The organism is Martinezella sp. CNPSo 3795 (assembly GCF_057784475.1).
Genome location: NZ_JBXSOQ010000004.1, coordinates 456,001 through 470,793, shown reverse-complemented (window position 1 = coordinate 470,793; position 14,793 = coordinate 456,001). Strand labels below are relative to the sequence as shown.

Sequence of the window (14,793 nt, the reverse complement as noted above, 5' to 3'; positions counted from 1 at the left end):
CCGCAGCGTCGTGCTCTACTGAGGCAGAAAGCCACTCGACTGAACGTATGCGGCGCATGAGAAAAGCGCCGCATAGAGTTGAAAAGATTTGATATCATGATTTATGTCGATGCCGACGCTTGTCCGGTCAAGCCGGAGATCCTGAAGGTTGCCGAACGCCACGGCATGGAGGTGACCTTTGTCGCCAATTCGGGATTGCGGCCGTCGCGGGACCCGATGGTGCACAACGTCATCGTCTCCAACGCCTTTGACGCGGCCGACAATTGGATCGCTGAGCATGCTGGCACCGGCGATATCGTCGTCACTGCGGATGTACCGCTTGCCGGTCGCTGCGTTGCGACCGGAGCACTCGTGACGGGACCAACCGGTCGTATCTTCGACAAGACCAATATCGGCATGGCAACAGCCATGCGCGATCTTGGGGCACATCTTCGCGAAACCGGGGAAAGCAAGGGCTATAATGCCGCCTTCTCGCCGCGCGACCGCTCCGCCTTCCTCGAAACCTTCGACCGGCTTTGCCGGCGTGCCAAAGCACATCAATCATCGCCTGGAGACCAGTCTTGAACATCATTTCCCAGAACACGGCCTTCGGCGGCATGCAGGGTGTCTTTTCGCACGAGTCGGACGCCTGCAAATGCGACATGACCTTTGCCGTCTTCGTGCCGCCGCAGGCGATCAAGGAGCCCTGCCCGGTCCTCTGGTATCTTTCCGGTCTCACCTGTACCCATGCCAACGTCATGGACAAGGGTGAATATCGACGCATGGCCGCCGAGCTCGGCCTGATCATCGTCTGCCCGGACACCAGCCCGCGCGGCAACGACGTGCCGGACGAATTGACCAATTGGCAGATGGGCAAAGGCGCCGGCTTCTATCTCGATGCCACCGAGACGCCCTGGGCCGAAAACTATCAGATGTACAGCTACATCACCGAGGAACTGCCTGCGATCATATCGAAGCAATTCCGCGCCGATATGAGCCGCCAGGGCATCTTCGGCCATTCCATGGGCGGCCACGGCGCCATGACGATCGCATTGAAGAATCCGGAGCGCTTCAAGAGCTGCTCCGCCTTCGCGCCGATCGTGCAGCCGTCGACGGCCGATTGGTCCGCACCCGCGTTGGAGAAATATTTGGGAAGGGACAAGGCTGCATGGCGCCACTATGACGCCTGCGCGCTCGTCGAAGACGGCGCCCGCTTCCCCGAATTCCTGATTGATCAAGGCAAGGCCGACAGCTTCCTCGAAAACGGACTGCGCCCCTGGCTGTTCGAGGAAGCCATTAAAGGCACCGATATCAGCCTGACGCTACGCATGCACGAGCGTTACGATCACTCCTACTACTTCATCTCAACCTTCATGGACGATCACCTGAAGTGGCATGCCGAACGGCTGAAGAAGTAAAGGTAGTACCATCGCCTTGAAATAAGCAGCCGACAAATGCATATAGGAAATGCGCAGACGACTGCGGCGGCCGGCAACCAAACCGGCCGTAGACATCGCGGGGACGGCCTCGCTCTTAACAAAGGAGCGTAACATGGCTTGGTTCCTGCTTTTCCTCGCAGGCTTGTTCGAAATTGGCTGGGCCGTCGGGCTGAAATATACCGATGGGTTCACGCGGCCGATGCCGACAGTTCTCACCGTCATCTCCATGGTCATCAGCGTCGTGCTGCTTGGTCTGGCTGTAAAAACCTTGCCGATGGGTACGGCCTATGCGGTTTGGACCGGCATCGGCACCGTCGGTACGGTTCTGCTCGGCATATGGCTGCTCGGTGATCCCGCGACCTTGATTCGGCTATTCTGCATTGGCCTCATCGTGGCTGGTATAGCCGGCCTGAAGCTTGCTGCTTGAGATCGCGACGGTCATCGGCGCTGGCGATTGTCCAGCGCCCAGCTTCCCGGTCCGGCAAACACCAGAAACAGGAAAATGAAGCAGAACAGGATCGCTCCGTCTCCCTGATTGTTGGCCGGAAAGAAATCGATCGGCATGTGGACCATGAAATAGGCGATTGCCATTTCGCCGCTCAGGAGAAAGGCGATCGGTCGGGTGAAAAGCCCGAGCAGGATCAAGGCACTGCCTATGAGCTCTATGATCCCAGCCACGAAGAACAGCGTCGTGATCTCGTAAGGCGCCGGCGGAAAGCCGAAGACCTTTTGCGTGCCGTGCTCGATGAACAGCAACGCGGTCACGATTCGCAAAATAGCAAGGGCAGCAGGCTGATAGCGCAACAAGCGCTCGGGAAATGACATGAGGATCTCCGTTCGATAGGGGATGCGAAGGAGATCCCGTCAAAAGTGCTCTCGCTTCGCTGACAACGGAATGAACACGCGAGAGACGAATTTATTCGCCGGACCCGACGATCAGCCGAGTCCGACGAAAAGGCTGGTTACTTCTTGCTGTTGTCGATGGCCAGCAGGCCCGGACCTGCGAAGATCAGGAACAGGAAGATGAAGCAATAGAGGATCGCTGCGTCACCGCCGTTGTTGGCCGGGAAGAAATTCTTCGGATAATGCGCCATGAAATAGGCGACAGCCATGTTGCCGCACAGAATGAACGCGACCGGACGGGTAAAGAAGCCGACGATTGTCGCCAATCCGCCAACGATTTCGATGATGCCCTGAACCAGAAGCAGGGTCGGCAGCGGGCTTGGAAATTGACCGCCGGCCGGAAAGCCAACGAGCTTCTGTAGACCATGTTCGATGAACAATACACCGGTAACGATACGCAGCACGGTAAGAGCGTAGGGCTGATATTGATTCAGCCGATCGGAAAGCGCCATGTTAAACTCCAGTTTTAATCCCCCACGAGGAAGCAATAGAGCGCACGGGCGCGAACGTGAAAACACGGATTCTGACGCTCAATCAATTTTCCGTGTCAAATCCGTGACTTGTTGTCACATGCTCACAACGGGATGTTGTCGTGCTTCTTCCAGGGATTGGTCAGGTCCTTGTTGCGCAACATTCTAAGCCCCTGCGCCAGCCGGCGCCGCGTCGAGCGCGGCATGATCACTTCGTCGATGTAGCCGCGCTCTGCTGCAACGAAGGGCGACAGGAAGCGGTCCTCATACATTTTGGTGTGGGCCGCGATCTTCTCGGGATCGGTAATATCCTTGCGGAAGATGATCTCGACGGCGCCCTTGGCGCCCATGACGGCGATTTGCGCCGTCGGCCAGGCATAGTTGAGATCGCCGCGCAGATGTTTCGAGGCCATGACGTCATAGGCGCCGCCGAAAGCCTTGCGGGTGATGACCGTCAGTTTCGGCACAGTCGCTTCGGCATAAGCAAAGAGCAGCTTGGCGCCGTGCTTGATCAGCCCGCCATATTCTTGGGCTGTACCCGGCAGAAAGCCCGGCACGTCGACGAAGGTGACGATCGGGATATTGAAGCAATCGCAGAAGCGCACGAAGCGCGCCGCCTTTCGTGACGCATCGCTATCGAGAACGCCGGCAAGTACCATCGGCTGATTGGCGATGAAGCCGACGGTGGCACCCTCGATGCGGCCGAAACCGCAGACGATGTTCTTGGCGAAGCTCTCCTGGATTTCGAAGAAGTCGCCCTCGTCCGCTACCTTCAGGATCAGCTCCTTGATGTCGTAGGGCTTGTTGGCATTGGCCGGAATCAGCGTATCGAGCGAGTTATCCGGCTCGGTCACCGACTGATAGCACTCGATCTCGGGCACGTCAGCGGTATTAGACTGCGGCAGGAAATCGATGAGACGGCGCACCTGCAAGAGCGTATCGACATCATTGTCGTAGGCTGCGTCGGCGATCGAGGATTTCGTCGTGTGCACCGAAGCGCCGCCGAGCTGTTCCGAGGTCACCGTCTCGTTGGTGACGGTCTTCACCACATCCGGTCCGGTGACGAACATGTAGGAGGTGTCCCGCACCATGAAGATGAAATCGGTCATGGCCGGAGAATAGACATCGCCGCCGGCACAAGGCCCCATGATAATCGAGATTTGCGGGATGACGCCGGAGGCCAGCACATTGCGCTGGAATACCTCGGCATAACCGCCAAGCGCGGCTACGCCTTCCTGAATGCGGGCGCCACCGGCGTCATAGATCCCGATGATCGGCGCCCGGTTCTTCAGCGCCATATCCTGTACCTTGGTGATCTTTTCTGCATGTGCTTCTGAAAGAGACCCACCGAAGACTGTGAAATCCTTGGCAAAAATGAAGACGGTGCGGCCGTTGACCGTGCCCCAGCCGGTCACCACGCCATCGCCGGCAATCTTGCTCTTGTCCATGCCGAAATCGGTCGAGCGATGCTCGACGAACATGTCGAACTCTTCGAAGGAGCCCTCGTCAAGGAAGATATCGATACGCTCACGCGCCGTCAGCTTGCCGCGGGCATGCTGCGCGTCGATGCGCACCTGCCCACCGCCAAGCCTCGCGATCTCACGACGGCGTTCCAGCTCCTGCAGGATTTCCTTCATGCGGCCCTCTCTCCCTCATCGCTCGGGCTTAGCATGGCGCGAGCCTTGTTTGAAGCTGGTTGGCTCAGTTTGCGAGCCGTGGCGTGTTCAGCGAAAAGATGGAACGAACCCGCGCGGCAATATCTTCCGCCATCAGCTCATCTGCGGTGGCAGGATCAGGTGCGACTGTTCTGATCTCGAACGATGCCATGGCAACCACAGAGCCACCATCGGCCGCCGCGGCATCGATATTGATCTTGGCGCTGCTGCGGTCCCGATTGAAGCCGCGCGCTTTGCGGACGTCGCTCAGTCGGACGGTGATGGCAACCTGTGGCAATTGCGGGCTGAAGCTTGTTGCAGCAATCGCGGCGTTGACGCGATCATTGACGGCTGCAACCAGCGCTGGCGACACCGGTGGCAAAGCCTGATCGGCTATAACGGTTGCGCTGCGCACCGCATAGGTTGGAGGCGGAGGATCGACGGACCAGCTCGAACATGCGGCCAGTGCCAGACATCCCACGAGCGCCGGTACGGCTCTCGTCCTCAACAACAACATGATCCCTGCCCCGACCTTCGAATTTGCAAGATATGCAGATCGATATAAAGGACTGGAAATCAACAATATTCAACTGCGCAGCGCAGAAAAAACGTCAGTTGCGGCCCGAAACTCTTCAAAACGTTGTGCACGACGCTGTTCGGCTTCTTCATCGCTGCCCCAGTGCTCGATCGTCCAATCCTCGTCGAGATGAGCGAGCGACCAGACATCGGCGAGCGGCAGGGAACCTTTGGCGAAGGCCAGCGCAAGGATTGCCGAACCGGTCAGCGTCGTGATCGTGTGCAGACTCGCAAGCTCCATCGGTGTGTCGAACTTGCGCAAAGCGGCGGAGAAGGCCGCGATGGCTTCGACAGGCTGATCCTGATGCATGACGCCTTCCGCCAGAATGAACCGGGCGCCGAGATCGCGCGCTGCCCATTCGATCACCGGATTCCAGCGTTCCGACTGGCGCTCGACGAGCCGTTCCGGCCCCTCGGCGCGATAGCAGAGCAGATCGCTGCCCGAGAAACGGACAATTTCGTCGAATACAGCCTTGCTTTCCGTCGCAACGCCATCGATGGCCGTGTTAACGAGCCGCGTTACCGGCATGGTAGCGGGATCGATCACGTCGACTTGGCGTGCCCATTCGGCAGCCACCAGTCTGGCAAGCGCTTCCGTCGGCAGGGCCAGAGAGTGCCGCGCCGGCGTCTTCACCACCTTGCCATCGAGAGCGATAGCATGGCCGTCCTCATCTTTGCTGATTGTCACATCCTTGTAGAAGCGTTTCGGCAACGGCTTCTTCATCTGGATCTGCGCACGGCGGATCGGATCGGGATGGCTGAGACCTTCGGAAAGATCGTTCAACAGGTCGCGCATGGCGTCACCTCAGAGAATATGGCTCAACAAGTCGTTCGGATGGTGGGCTATGGCATCTGCCCCAGCCGCCAGCAATTCCTCGACGGAGGCGTAGCCCCATGCAACGCCGATGGCGGTCGCACCTGCCGCCTTCGCCATCTGCATGTCGTAGATGGCATCGCCGATCACGATTGTGTCGTGGGGATCCATGCCAGTCTCATCGCAGCACTCCGTCACCATCGCCGGATGCGGCTTCGACGGGCAATCATCAGCAGTGCGCGAGACAATAAAATAGGGCGTGAACTCGTTGACCTCAAGAATATGGGTCAAACCGCGGCGGGATTTACCCGTCACCGCGCCGATCAGCAGTTCGTCGCGGGCGGCAAGCGTCTCGATGAGCGGCTTAATGCCGTCGAAAAGCGGTGTCTGCATGTCCGCCTCGTCTCGCACCTCCGGAAAGATCGACTTATAATGCGCCGTCATGGCAATCGCTTCGTCGTCGACATGGGGCTTGCCCTGCAGGCGGGCAATGGCGATATCGAGCGTCAGGCCGATGATCGATTTCGTCGCGGAAACATCGGGCCGCTTATAGCCGAAGGCCACGAAGGTGCGCGCCATGACCTCATGGATCAGCCGCGCGCTGTCGACCAGCGTGCCGTCGCAATCGAAAAGTACCAGCTTCATTCGTCGTCCGGCTCCCCTGCCGATGCCTCGTCGAAACCGAGGAGATTCCATGTCTGCACCATATGCGGCGGCAGAGGAGCGGTGATGCGCAGGCGTCCGCCGCTCGGATGCGGGATATCGATGTGGCGCGCGTGCAGATGCAGGCGCTTCTGGACACCGCCCGGAAAATCCCAGTTCGGATCGTCCTCGAAATATTTCGGATCGCCGATGATCGGATGCCCGATATGCAGCGCGTGGACGCGAAGCTGGTGGGTACGCCCCGTATAGGGTTCCATTTCAAGCCAGGCGAGCCGCTGGGCGGCCGTTTCGACAACGCGGTAGTAGGACACGGCGTGATCGGCGCCTTCCTCTCCATGCTTAGCGATGCGCATGCGGTCGCCATCCGGCGTCGCTTCCTTCACCAGCCAGGTGGATATCTTGTCTTCATGCTTACGTGGCACGCCTTTCACCAGCGACCAATAGGTCTTCTTGGTGTCGCGCTCGCGGAAGGCTGCCGTCAGCTTCTGCGCCGCGCCGCGCGTGCGGGCGATGACGAGAACGCCTGAGGTATCGCGATCGAGGCGGTGCACCAGGCGCGGCTTTTCGCCCTTCTGGTTCGTCCAGGCCTCCAGCATCTTGTCGATGTGGCGGCTGACGCCGGAGCCACCCTGCACGGCCAGACCCGCCGGCTTGTTCAGCACATAGACTTTGTCGTCTTCGTGCAACAGCATGCGTGCCAAGAGCTCGGCATCGCCGGAATGCTTCAATTCCTTGCCGGCGATCGGGCCGCTTTTCGTAGCCTTGGCATCGACGTCGAGCGGCGGCACCCGCACCATCTGCCCTGGCTGCACGCGGGCATCGGTCTTGACGCGACCGCCATCGACACGCACCTGGCCGGAGCGCATCAGTTTCTGCAATTGCCCGAAGCCGAGCCCTGGAAAATGCACCTTGAACCAGCGGTCGAGGCGCATGCCGGCCTCGTCAGGCTCGACCTTAATATGCTCAATCCCGGCCATTCTTCTTCTTTCAAATACGCAGCATGTTCCGGACATTGCCAAACCGCGTTCGGCGGGATCATGCAAATTCAAACAACGGGACGATCTGCCCCGCAGCCGGAGATTTCCGGCCTTTTGACGTGGCTTTAGAGCATTTCGAGGAAAAGTGGAAACCGGAATTATATGGCAGGATAATTTTCTGGCTCAGCTTCCCTTGGCCGAGACGACCGGCAGATTGATGTCGACCATGCCTGCTTTGTCGAACATCAGCATCACAGGCACCGTGCCACCCTGCTTGAAAGGCGCCTTTACCTGCTTGAACATCATGTGCATCGTATTCGGCGCGAGCGTCACGGTCGCGCCGGCGGGAATGGCGATGCCGCCTTTCACCTCGCGCATCTTCATGATCTCGCCTTCCATCTTCATCTCGTGAAGCTCCACCTTGCCGGCGGATGAAGAGGTCACGGAGGTGAGCTTGTCGTCGGTCTTGCCGGTATTGTGGATGGTAATATAGCCGCCACCGACCGGCTGGCCGGGAAGCATGGCGCGAACATAACCGCCACTGATATCGAGATCGCCAAGCTTGGCAGTCGCCGAGCCGGAAGGCGCTGCACCTGCATCCATGTGCATCCCGGCCATGGATTTCATCGCACCGCTATCCTCGGCCATCGCTCCACCGAGGGGAAGTGAAAATGTGCCAATCGAAATCAGCAATGCGGCGGCGTGGTTGCGATTCATCTCTGTCTCCTGCCCGGCTCCTCAATCGATAAATGGGATAGCCTCTCCCATCCCTGTTGCAAAGGCCCGTAATCATTGCGAAACGCAGGATTGATCGGCGCGACAAAAATTTGTTCAGCGGCGACATTTGCCCCTTGCCATCTCTGTCCGGTACCGGATAATGGCTTTCAACCCTGTTGGGAGAATCCGGCGCAAGCCGGTGCCGAAGGAGCAACCGCCCCGGAAACTCTCAGGCCAAAGGACCAGCAAGGGGCAGACGGAACTCTGGAGAGAAGCGCGCAAGCGTTCGCCGAAGGGATAACAATCTCAGGCAAACAGACAGAGGGGGCTCATCGTCAGGCGCTACCGCGCCGAAAGTGTGAGCTCTGCGCTTCTAAACGAGCGCAAAACCCGGAGGCGTCATTTGGACGAGACCGCTGCCCTCAAGACCACCCCACTTCATGCCCTGCATGTGTCCCTCGGTGCCCGCATGGTGCCATTTGCAGGCTACGATATGCCCGTACAATATGCGCCCGGCGTGCTGAAGGAACATCTTTGGACTCGATCCTCCGCTGGCCTGTTCGATGTGTCGCATATGGGTCAGGTGACGATCCGCGCCCGTTCCGGCAAATATGAGGATGCGGCATTGGCATTGGAAAGCCTGGTGCCGGTCGATATTCTCGGCCTTGCTGAAAATCGCCAGCGCTATGGCTTCTTCACCGACGACAAGGGCGGCATCCTCGATGATCTGATGATCACCCATATGGACGACTATCTTTTCGTCGTCGTCAACGCTGCCTGCAAAGAGCAAGATTTCAAGCATCTTCAAGAGCATATCGGCGATAGCTGCGAAGTTACGTTACTCGATCGCGCCCTCATTGCCCTGCAGGGACCGCGCGCCGTCGACGTACTTGCCGAGCTCTGGGCCGACATCGCCCATATGAAATTCATGGATGTGCGCCATTGCCGCCTCCACGATGTCTCCTGCCTCGTATCGCGTTCCGGCTACAGCGGCGAAGACGGTTTCGAAATCTCAGTCCCGGCCGACAAGGCCGAGGATATCGCCAAGCGGCTGCTGGAGCATCCGGACGTCCAGCCGATTGGCCTCGGCGCCCGTGACTCACTGCGTCTCGAGGCGGGCCTCTGCCTCTATGGCAACGATATCGACCAGACGACGACGCCGATCGAAGGCGCGCTCGAATGGGCGATCCAGAAGGCCCGCAGGACTGGCGGCGCCCGCGCCGGCGGCTTTCCGGGAGCATCCCGCATTCTCGGTGAACTCGATCACGGCACCTCGCGCCGCCGCGTCGGCCTGAAGCCGGAGGGCAAGGCGCCGGTGCGTGGTCACGCCAAGCTCTACGCCGACGCCGAGGGCAAGACCGAGATCGGCGAAGTCACCTCGGGCGGTTTTGGTCCGAGTGTCGAATCCCCGGTTGCCATGGGCTATGTGCCGACAGAATTCACCGCTGCCAGCACCACCGTCTATGCTGAGGTTCGCGGCAAATATCTGCCTGTTGCCGTCAGCACGCTGCCTTTCATCAAACCTACCTACAAACGTTGAACGTCTTTTCCAGAGAGGATTATCCATGCTGAAATTCACCGAAGAACATGAGTGGCTGAAGGTCGAGGGCGATGTCGCAATCGTGGGCATTACGGCCCATGCCGCCGAGCAGCTCGGCGATCTCGTTTTCGTTGAGTTGCCCGAGGTCGGCGCCAGCTTCTCGAAGGGAGCCGACGCGGCAACCGTCGAATCCGTCAAGGCGGCTTCCGAAGTCTATTGTCCGCTCGACGGAGAAATCACCGAAATCAACGAAGCCATCACTGCCGATCCGGCCCTCGTCAACTCCGATCCGATGGGTGCCGGCTGGTTCTTCAAGCTGAAGCTGAAGAACGTCGGCGATCTCGATGGTCTTCTTGATGAATCCGGTTACAAGGAGCTGATCGGATAATGACGACGCCGACTGAGTTCACCTTCACCGATTACCAGCCATACGATTTCGCCAATCGCCGCCATATCGGCCCGTCTCCCTCTGAGATGGCCGATATGCTCAAGGTGATCGGCTATAAGAGCCTCGACGGTCTGATCGACGCGACACTGCCACCGACCATCCGCCAGAAGGCGCCGCTCGCCTGGGGTGCGGCCATGACGGAGCGCGAGGCGCTCGACAGGCTGCGCGAGACCGCCAACAAGAACAAGGTTCTCGTCTCGCTTATCGGTCAGGGCTATTACGGCACGATCACGCCACCGGTCATCCAGCGCAACATTCTGGAAAACCCTGCCTGGTACACGGCCTACACGCCCTATCAGCCCGAGATTAGCCAGGGCCGCCTTGAGGCGCTGCTGAACTACCAGACGATGATCAGCGATCTCACCGGTCTTGATGTCGCCAACGCCTCGCTGCTCGATGAAGCGACGGCCGCGGCCGAAGGCATGGCGATGGCGGAACGCGTCGCAAAATCGAAGGCAAAAGCCTTCTTCGTCGATGCCGAATGCCATCCCCAGACCATCGCGCTGATCAGGACGCGCGCCGAGCCACTCGGCTGGACCGTTATCGTCGGTAATCCCTTCACCGACCTCGATCCGGTCGATGTTTTCGGCGCGATTTTCCAGTATCCGGGCACGCACGGCCACATCAACGATTTCTCCGGCCTGATTGCTCGCCTGCATCAGACCGGCGCTATCGCTATCATGGCGACCGATCTTCTGGCATTGACCCTGCTGAAATCCCCGGGTGAAATGGGCGCAGATATCGCCATCGGCTCTTCGCAGCGCTTCGGCGTTCCCGTCGGCTATGGCGGGCCGCACGCCGCATTTATGGCCGTGAAGGACGATTACAAGCGCTCTATGCCGGGCCGTCTCGTCGGCGTTTCCATCGATGCGCGCGGCAATCGCGCCTATCGACTGTCGCTGCAGACCCGCGAACAGCACATTCGCCGCGAAAAAGCGACGTCGAACATCTGCACCGCGCAGGTGCTGCTCGCCGTCATGGCCTCCATGTATGCGGTCTTCCACGGTCCGCAGGGCCTGAAAGCGATTGCACAACAGGTCCACCAGAAGGCCGTGCTGATGGCCAAGGGGCTGGAAAAGCTAGGCTACTCAGTCGAGCCGGAGACCTTCTTCGATACGATCACTGTCGAAGTCGGCCACATGCAAGGCCTCATCCTGCGCGCAGCCGTCGCCGAGGGCGTCAACCTGCGCAAGGTCGGTGAAACCAAGATTGGCATCAGCCTGGACGAGCGTACGCGTCCGGCAACGGTGGAAGCCGTCTGGCGCGCATTCGGCGGCGATTTCCGCATCGCCGATTTCGAACCGTCCTATCGTCTGCCGAAGACCCTGCTGCGCACCAGTGAATACCTCTCGCATCCGATCTTCCACATGAACCGCGCCGAAAGCGAGATGACGCGCTATATCCGCCGTCTCTCCGACCGCGATTTGGCGCTCGACCGCTCGATGATCCCGCTCGGCTCCTGCACCATGAAGCTGAACGCGACTGCGGAAATGTTGCCGATCACCTGGCCGGAATTTTCGGATATCCATCCGTTCGTCCCGGCCGATCAGGCACTCGGCTACCGCGAGATGATCGACGACCTGACGGAAAAGCTCTGCGCCGTAACAGGCTATGACGCCTTCTCCATGCAGCCGAACTCCGGCGCGCAGGGCGAATATGCCGGCCTTCTAACCATCCGCAACTACCACATTGGCAATGGCCAGGGTCATCGCGATATCTGCCTCATTCCGACCTCCGCCCACGGCACCAACCCCGCCTCGGCGCAGATGGCGGGCATGAAGGTCGTGGTTGTCAAGGTCAGCGACGATGGCGATATCGACATGGCCGATTTCCGCGCCAAGACCGAGCAATATGCCGACAATCTCTCCTGCTGCATGATCACCTACCCTTCGACGCATGGCGTGTTCGAGGAGACGGTGAAGGAGATTTGCGATCTCGTGCACAAGCATGGCGGCCAGGTCTATCTCGATGGCGCCAATATGAACGCCATGGTCGGCCTCTCGCGTCCCGGCGATATCGGCTCCGATGTCAGCCACTTGAACCTGCACAAGACCTTCTGCATCCCGCATGGCGGCGGCGGTCCCGGCATGGGCCCGATCGGCGTAAAGGCGCATCTGGCGCCTCACCTGCCCGGCCATCCGGAAACAGATGGCCGCAGCGGTGCGGTTTCGGCAGCAGCCTTCGGTTCGGCCTCGATCCTGCCGATCTCCTGGAGCTATTGCCTGATGATGGGCGGCGAAGGCCTGACCCAGGCGACCAAGGTGGCGATCCTCAACGCCAACTACATCGCTGCCCGCCTCAAGGGTGCCTATGACGTGCTCTACAAGTCCAAGGCCGGACGCGTGGCACACGAATGCATCATCGACACCCGCCCGCTGGCCGCAAGCGCCGGCGTGACGGTCGATGATGTCGCCAAGCGTCTGATCGATTGCGGCTTCCATGCGCCGACCATGAGCTGGCCGGTGGCCGGCACGCTGATGATCGAGCCGACCGAATCGGAAACGAAGGCCGAGCTCGACCGATTCTGCGAGGCGATGTTGGCAATCCGCGAGGAAGCCCGCGCCATCGAGGACGGCCGGATGGACAAGACCAACAATCCGCTGAAGAACGCACCGCACACGGTGGAAGACTTGGTCGGCGAGTGGGATCGCCCCTATTCCCGCGAACAGGCCTGCTTCCCGCCCGGTACCTTCCGCGTGGACAAATACTGGTCTCCGGTCAATCGCATCGACAACGTCTATGGCGACCGCAACCTGATCTGCACCTGCCCGCCGCTGGAATCCTACGCCGAGGCCGCAGAATAGGATTTTTTGCAAAAAAGCGAAGCGGTTCAGTCGCTTCGCTTGAAACAGACATAAATCTATCGTGAAACTTGTCTATGAAAACGCCGCGTGTCCGAAAGGATGCGCGGCGTTTTTGATGACGCCACAGTGGGGCCTTGGAATTCAGATTTATGCCGGAACGATTCGACGTGGACAATCCCGACAACTACATCGCCGCCGCATTCGCCACGGACGATCCTGCTTCGATCGCCAAGGCTTTGGGCGAAGTCGCCCGCACGCGCAACATGAGCAAGCTGGCCAAGGATGTCGGCATGAACCGCTCGGCCCTCTACCGCGCGCTGAGCGGAGACGGAAATCCGGAATTCGCGACGATCCTGAAGGTTGTCAGGGCACTCGGCCTCAAGTTGACGCCGGTTCCGGCGCTTACCAAAGATTGCCAATTCTAGGCCGAGCGTCGCTAGCCGATCGCTTCTTCGAGCAGAAGCAGCACCAGAAAGCCCGCAAAGAACATGGCCGTCACCGCTGGGCTTGGCCGTGTATTGACGGCGACGGCGGCACCCGCAATGGCGACAGCCGCCGGAATCAGTGTGTAAGCCACGCTGCAGCCGCCATGAAGTTCTCCCGTTGCTCGCCATATCGACCTTATCCGGCTCAGCGGTTTAGCCAAGGAGACGGCAAAGACGGCATGCATCGATCAAAACATGAAATGCTGCGACGGGAAATATGGCGATATTTACCCTGGACTACCCGGTAACGCGGCTACCGACAATCACCAGATCACTTTAGACAATTCGGAAATAACCGGATTGCCGTAATCCGAGTCCTTCATGCTGAATTCCGCGTCACCTGACTTCAGATTGAAATTAAAATAGACTTCGGCCGCCTCCTCTCCGAGGAAGAGCTTTGTGGCGTACCAGTCTCCCGGACCGCCGCCGAAGCCGCCCTCGGGCAGGCGTCTAGTCGCTGCTCCGAGAAATGTTATGCCGAATGGCAGCGTTTCGAGCTTGGCGTTTGAAAAGCTGCTTACTTTTGCCGTCAAGGCTTTGGCCAATTGCTGAAAAAATCGTGTCGGGCGAGAACCGGGAACATGATGGAAGGCGCCACGCGAAAAACTTATCGGACCACCGACGTCAGCGCCTCGGTCGGAGCCACCCTCCGTATTATCCGGCCCTTGAATTTCAACGATAAACTTCGTTTCATCCTCACCGCTGCCGTAGGTAGCCATCAGTATGAGTGTTTCAGTATCCGAGCCGTGAGGTTGGAGAGCAACTCTGAAAGCGAGAGGTACGGGAAAATCATCAGCAGAAGGAACAGAGATTTCGATGCGATTCTGTGCCGACACCAAAAGACCTACTGGCAGAATCAGTACGGCGCGTCGTGTGATCATCCGACAGTCCGAAGTAGCGAATATCGTCGATCCCTCATATCGCGCCCGCGACCTGTCGCTGAGCCGCCAGCGCAGCGAGATCGGCGGGCTTTAGCTCGACGGACTCGCCGCAACCGCAAGCCGACGTCTGGTTCGGATTGGTGAAAATGAAGCCTGAGCGCAATGTTGTCGTCTCGAAGCCCATTTCCGTACCGAGCAGATAAAGCACGGCCGACGGCTCGACCCAGACCTTGGCGCCATCGCGCTCGATCAGATCATCCTTTGGGTTCGGCTCGGTGACGAGATCGATGGTATATTCCATGCCGGCGCAGCCGCCCTTTTTGATGCCGACGCGAACGCCCTTGGCATCAGGGCCGGAATTCTCGACGATCGCCTTGACGCGGGCTGCTGCCGCATCCGTCATGCTCATGACTGCAAAGCCCATGGGCTCATTCTCCTTCCA

The 14,793-nt window shown here is 59.3% G+C and carries 18 protein-coding genes and 1 riboswitch; of the genes, 7 read left to right on the top strand and 11 right to left on the bottom strand.

The features are described 5' to 3' along the window. The first annotated feature begins 96 nt into the window (after positions 1 to 96). The 3 genes from AC13QY_RS15615 (at position 97) to sugE (ending at position 1,845) form a co-directional block, all read left to right on the top strand. On the top strand, positions 97 to 564 hold the full coding sequence (locus AC13QY_RS15615; protein WP_113332540.1) for a YaiI/YqxD family protein: 468 nt from the start codon (positions 97 to 99) through the stop codon (positions 562 to 564). Continuing rightward, entirely contained in the window at positions 561 to 1,397 is an 837-nt protein-coding gene (fghA, locus tag AC13QY_RS15610; protein ID WP_113396156.1) for an S-formylglutathione hydrolase, read from the top strand. The genes AC13QY_RS15615 and fghA overlap by 4 nt, the downstream gene beginning before the upstream one ends. Before the next feature lie 133 nt (positions 1,398 to 1,530). After that, the gene (gene sugE, locus AC13QY_RS15605; RefSeq protein WP_113355592.1) at positions 1,531 to 1,845 is read left to right on the top strand and encodes a quaternary ammonium compound efflux SMR transporter SugE; all 315 of its coding nucleotides are present in this window, start codon (positions 1,531 to 1,533) and stop codon (positions 1,843 to 1,845) included. 11 nt (positions 1,846 to 1,856) lie between these two features. Here the strand turns inward: sugE and AC13QY_RS15600 are convergent, their stop codons facing one another. From AC13QY_RS15600 to AC13QY_RS15565, 8 genes are all read right to left on the bottom strand, one after another. Continuing rightward, a complete protein-coding gene (locus AC13QY_RS15600) occupies positions 1,857 to 2,243 on the bottom strand; it encodes a DoxX family protein (protein WP_113355590.1) in 387 nt (128 codons plus the stop codon). Between the two features lie 137 nt (positions 2,244 to 2,380). Further along, positions 2,381 to 2,773 (bottom strand): DoxX family protein, encoded by a 393-nt coding sequence (locus AC13QY_RS15595; RefSeq protein ID WP_069612260.1) that lies wholly within the window; start codon positions 2,771 to 2,773, stop codon positions 2,381 to 2,383. Positions 2,774 to 2,895: 122 nt separating this feature from the next. Beyond that, complete coding sequence (locus tag AC13QY_RS15590) at positions 2,896 to 4,428, bottom strand: acyl-CoA carboxylase subunit beta (protein ID WP_113355588.1); 1,533 nt, start codon at positions 4,426 to 4,428, stop codon at positions 2,896 to 2,898. Positions 4,429 to 4,492: 64 nt separating this feature from the next. Continuing rightward, positions 4,493 to 4,963, bottom strand: a complete 471-nt coding sequence (locus AC13QY_RS15585; RefSeq protein ID WP_113332545.1) for a hypothetical protein — start codon at positions 4,961 to 4,963, stop codon at positions 4,493 to 4,495. Positions 4,964 to 5,032: 69 nt separating this feature from the next. Then, a complete protein-coding gene (locus AC13QY_RS15580) occupies positions 5,033 to 5,818 on the bottom strand; it encodes an ATP12 family chaperone protein (protein WP_269245353.1) in 786 nt (261 codons plus the stop codon). Positions 5,819 to 5,827: 9 nt separating this feature from the next. Next, a complete protein-coding gene (locus tag AC13QY_RS15575; protein ID WP_095434971.1) occupies positions 5,828 to 6,481 on the bottom strand; it encodes an HAD-IA family hydrolase in 654 nt (217 codons plus the stop codon). Beyond that, complete coding sequence (locus AC13QY_RS15570; protein WP_113332548.1) at positions 6,478 to 7,476, bottom strand: RluA family pseudouridine synthase; 999 nt, start codon at positions 7,474 to 7,476, stop codon at positions 6,478 to 6,480. Before AC13QY_RS15570 ends, AC13QY_RS15575 begins: the two co-directional genes overlap by 4 nt. 183 nt (positions 7,477 to 7,659) lie before the next feature. Further along, positions 7,660 to 8,193 (bottom strand): copper chaperone PCu(A)C, encoded by a 534-nt coding sequence (locus tag AC13QY_RS15565; RefSeq protein WP_183811174.1) that lies wholly within the window; start codon positions 8,191 to 8,193, stop codon positions 7,660 to 7,662. 167 nt (positions 8,194 to 8,360) lie between these two features. Beyond that, a riboswitch (glycine riboswitch) is annotated at positions 8,361 to 8,448 on the top strand. A 148-nt stretch (positions 8,449 to 8,596) separates the two neighbouring features. Here AC13QY_RS15565 and gcvT point away from each other — a divergent pair. The 4 genes from gcvT (at position 8,597) to AC13QY_RS15545 (ending at position 13,410) form a co-directional block, all read left to right on the top strand. Then, a complete protein-coding gene (gene gcvT, locus AC13QY_RS15560; RefSeq protein WP_488493650.1) occupies positions 8,597 to 9,733 on the top strand; it encodes a glycine cleavage system aminomethyltransferase GcvT in 1,137 nt (378 codons plus the stop codon). A gap of 25 nt (positions 9,734 to 9,758) precedes the next feature. Continuing rightward, complete coding sequence (gene gcvH, locus AC13QY_RS15555) at positions 9,759 to 10,121, top strand: glycine cleavage system protein GcvH (RefSeq protein WP_112334775.1); 363 nt, start codon at positions 9,759 to 9,761, stop codon at positions 10,119 to 10,121. Further along, positions 10,121 to 12,985 carry an aminomethyl-transferring glycine dehydrogenase gene (gcvP, locus tag AC13QY_RS15550; RefSeq protein WP_488493649.1) on the top strand — a complete coding sequence of 955 codons (2,865 nt, stop codon included), beginning with the start codon at positions 10,121 to 10,123 and terminating at the stop codon, positions 12,983 to 12,985. Before gcvH ends, gcvP begins: the two co-directional genes overlap by 1 nt. 149 nt (positions 12,986 to 13,134) lie before the next feature. After that, positions 13,135 to 13,410, top strand: a complete 276-nt coding sequence (locus AC13QY_RS15545) for an addiction module antidote protein (RefSeq protein WP_145317296.1) — start codon at positions 13,135 to 13,137, stop codon at positions 13,408 to 13,410. Positions 13,411 to 13,421: 11 nt separating this feature from the next. Here AC13QY_RS15545 and AC13QY_RS15540 read toward each other — a convergent pair whose 3' ends face one another. The 3 genes from AC13QY_RS15540 to sufA form a co-directional block, all read right to left on the bottom strand. Then, on the bottom strand, positions 13,422 to 13,562 hold the full coding sequence (locus tag AC13QY_RS15540) for a hypothetical protein (protein ID WP_210252940.1): 141 nt from the start codon (positions 13,560 to 13,562) through the stop codon (positions 13,422 to 13,424). A 171-nt stretch (positions 13,563 to 13,733) separates the two neighbouring features. Continuing rightward, entirely contained in the window at positions 13,734 to 14,351 is a 618-nt protein-coding gene (locus tag AC13QY_RS15535) for a hypothetical protein (protein ID WP_113355575.1), read from the bottom strand. 34 nt (positions 14,352 to 14,385) lie between these two features. After that, positions 14,386 to 14,775 (bottom strand): Fe-S cluster assembly scaffold SufA, encoded by a 390-nt coding sequence (gene sufA, locus AC13QY_RS15530; protein ID WP_112721254.1) that lies wholly within the window; start codon positions 14,773 to 14,775, stop codon positions 14,386 to 14,388. Between the last annotated feature and the right edge of the window lie 18 nt (positions 14,776 to 14,793).

Coding starts and splice junctions, on each gene's coding strand:
- AC13QY_RS15615 (WP_113332540.1), top strand. CDS start 97: ATGATTTATGTCGATGCCGACGCTTGTCCGGTCAAGCCGGAGATCCTG.
- sugE (WP_113355592.1), top strand. CDS start 1,531: ATGGCTTGGTTCCTGCTTTTCCTCGCAGGCTTGTTCGAAATTGGCTGG.
- AC13QY_RS15600 (WP_113355590.1), bottom strand. CDS start 2,243: ATGTCATTTCCCGAGCGCTTGTTGCGCTATCAGCCTGCTGCCCTTGCT.
- AC13QY_RS15595 (WP_069612260.1), bottom strand. CDS start 2,773: ATGGCGCTTTCCGATCGGCTGAATCAATATCAGCCCTACGCTCTTACC.
- AC13QY_RS15590 (WP_113355588.1), bottom strand. CDS start 4,428: ATGAAGGAAATCCTGCAGGAGCTGGAACGCCGTCGTGAGATCGCGAGG.
- AC13QY_RS15585 (WP_113332545.1), bottom strand. CDS start 4,963: ATGTTGTTGTTGAGGACGAGAGCCGTACCGGCGCTCGTGGGATGTCTG.
- AC13QY_RS15580 (WP_269245353.1), bottom strand. CDS start 5,818: ATGCGCGACCTGTTGAACGATCTTTCCGAAGGTCTCAGCCATCCCGAT.
- AC13QY_RS15575 (WP_095434971.1), bottom strand. CDS start 6,481: ATGAAGCTGGTACTTTTCGATTGCGACGGCACGCTGGTCGACAGCGCG.
- AC13QY_RS15570 (WP_113332548.1), bottom strand. CDS start 7,476: ATGGCCGGGATTGAGCATATTAAGGTCGAGCCTGACGAGGCCGGCATG.
- AC13QY_RS15565 (WP_183811174.1), bottom strand. CDS start 8,193: ATGAATCGCAACCACGCCGCCGCATTGCTGATTTCGATTGGCACATTT.
- gcvH (WP_112334775.1), top strand. CDS start 9,759: ATGCTGAAATTCACCGAAGAACATGAGTGGCTGAAGGTCGAGGGCGAT.
- gcvP (WP_488493649.1), top strand. CDS start 10,121: ATGACGACGCCGACTGAGTTCACCTTCACCGATTACCAGCCATACGAT.
- AC13QY_RS15545 (WP_145317296.1), top strand. CDS start 13,135: ATGCCGGAACGATTCGACGTGGACAATCCCGACAACTACATCGCCGCC.
- AC13QY_RS15535 (WP_113355575.1), bottom strand. CDS start 14,351: ATGATCACACGACGCGCCGTACTGATTCTGCCAGTAGGTCTTTTGGTG.
- sufA (WP_112721254.1), bottom strand. CDS start 14,775: ATGGGCTTTGCAGTCATGAGCATGACGGATGCGGCAGCAGCCCGCGTC.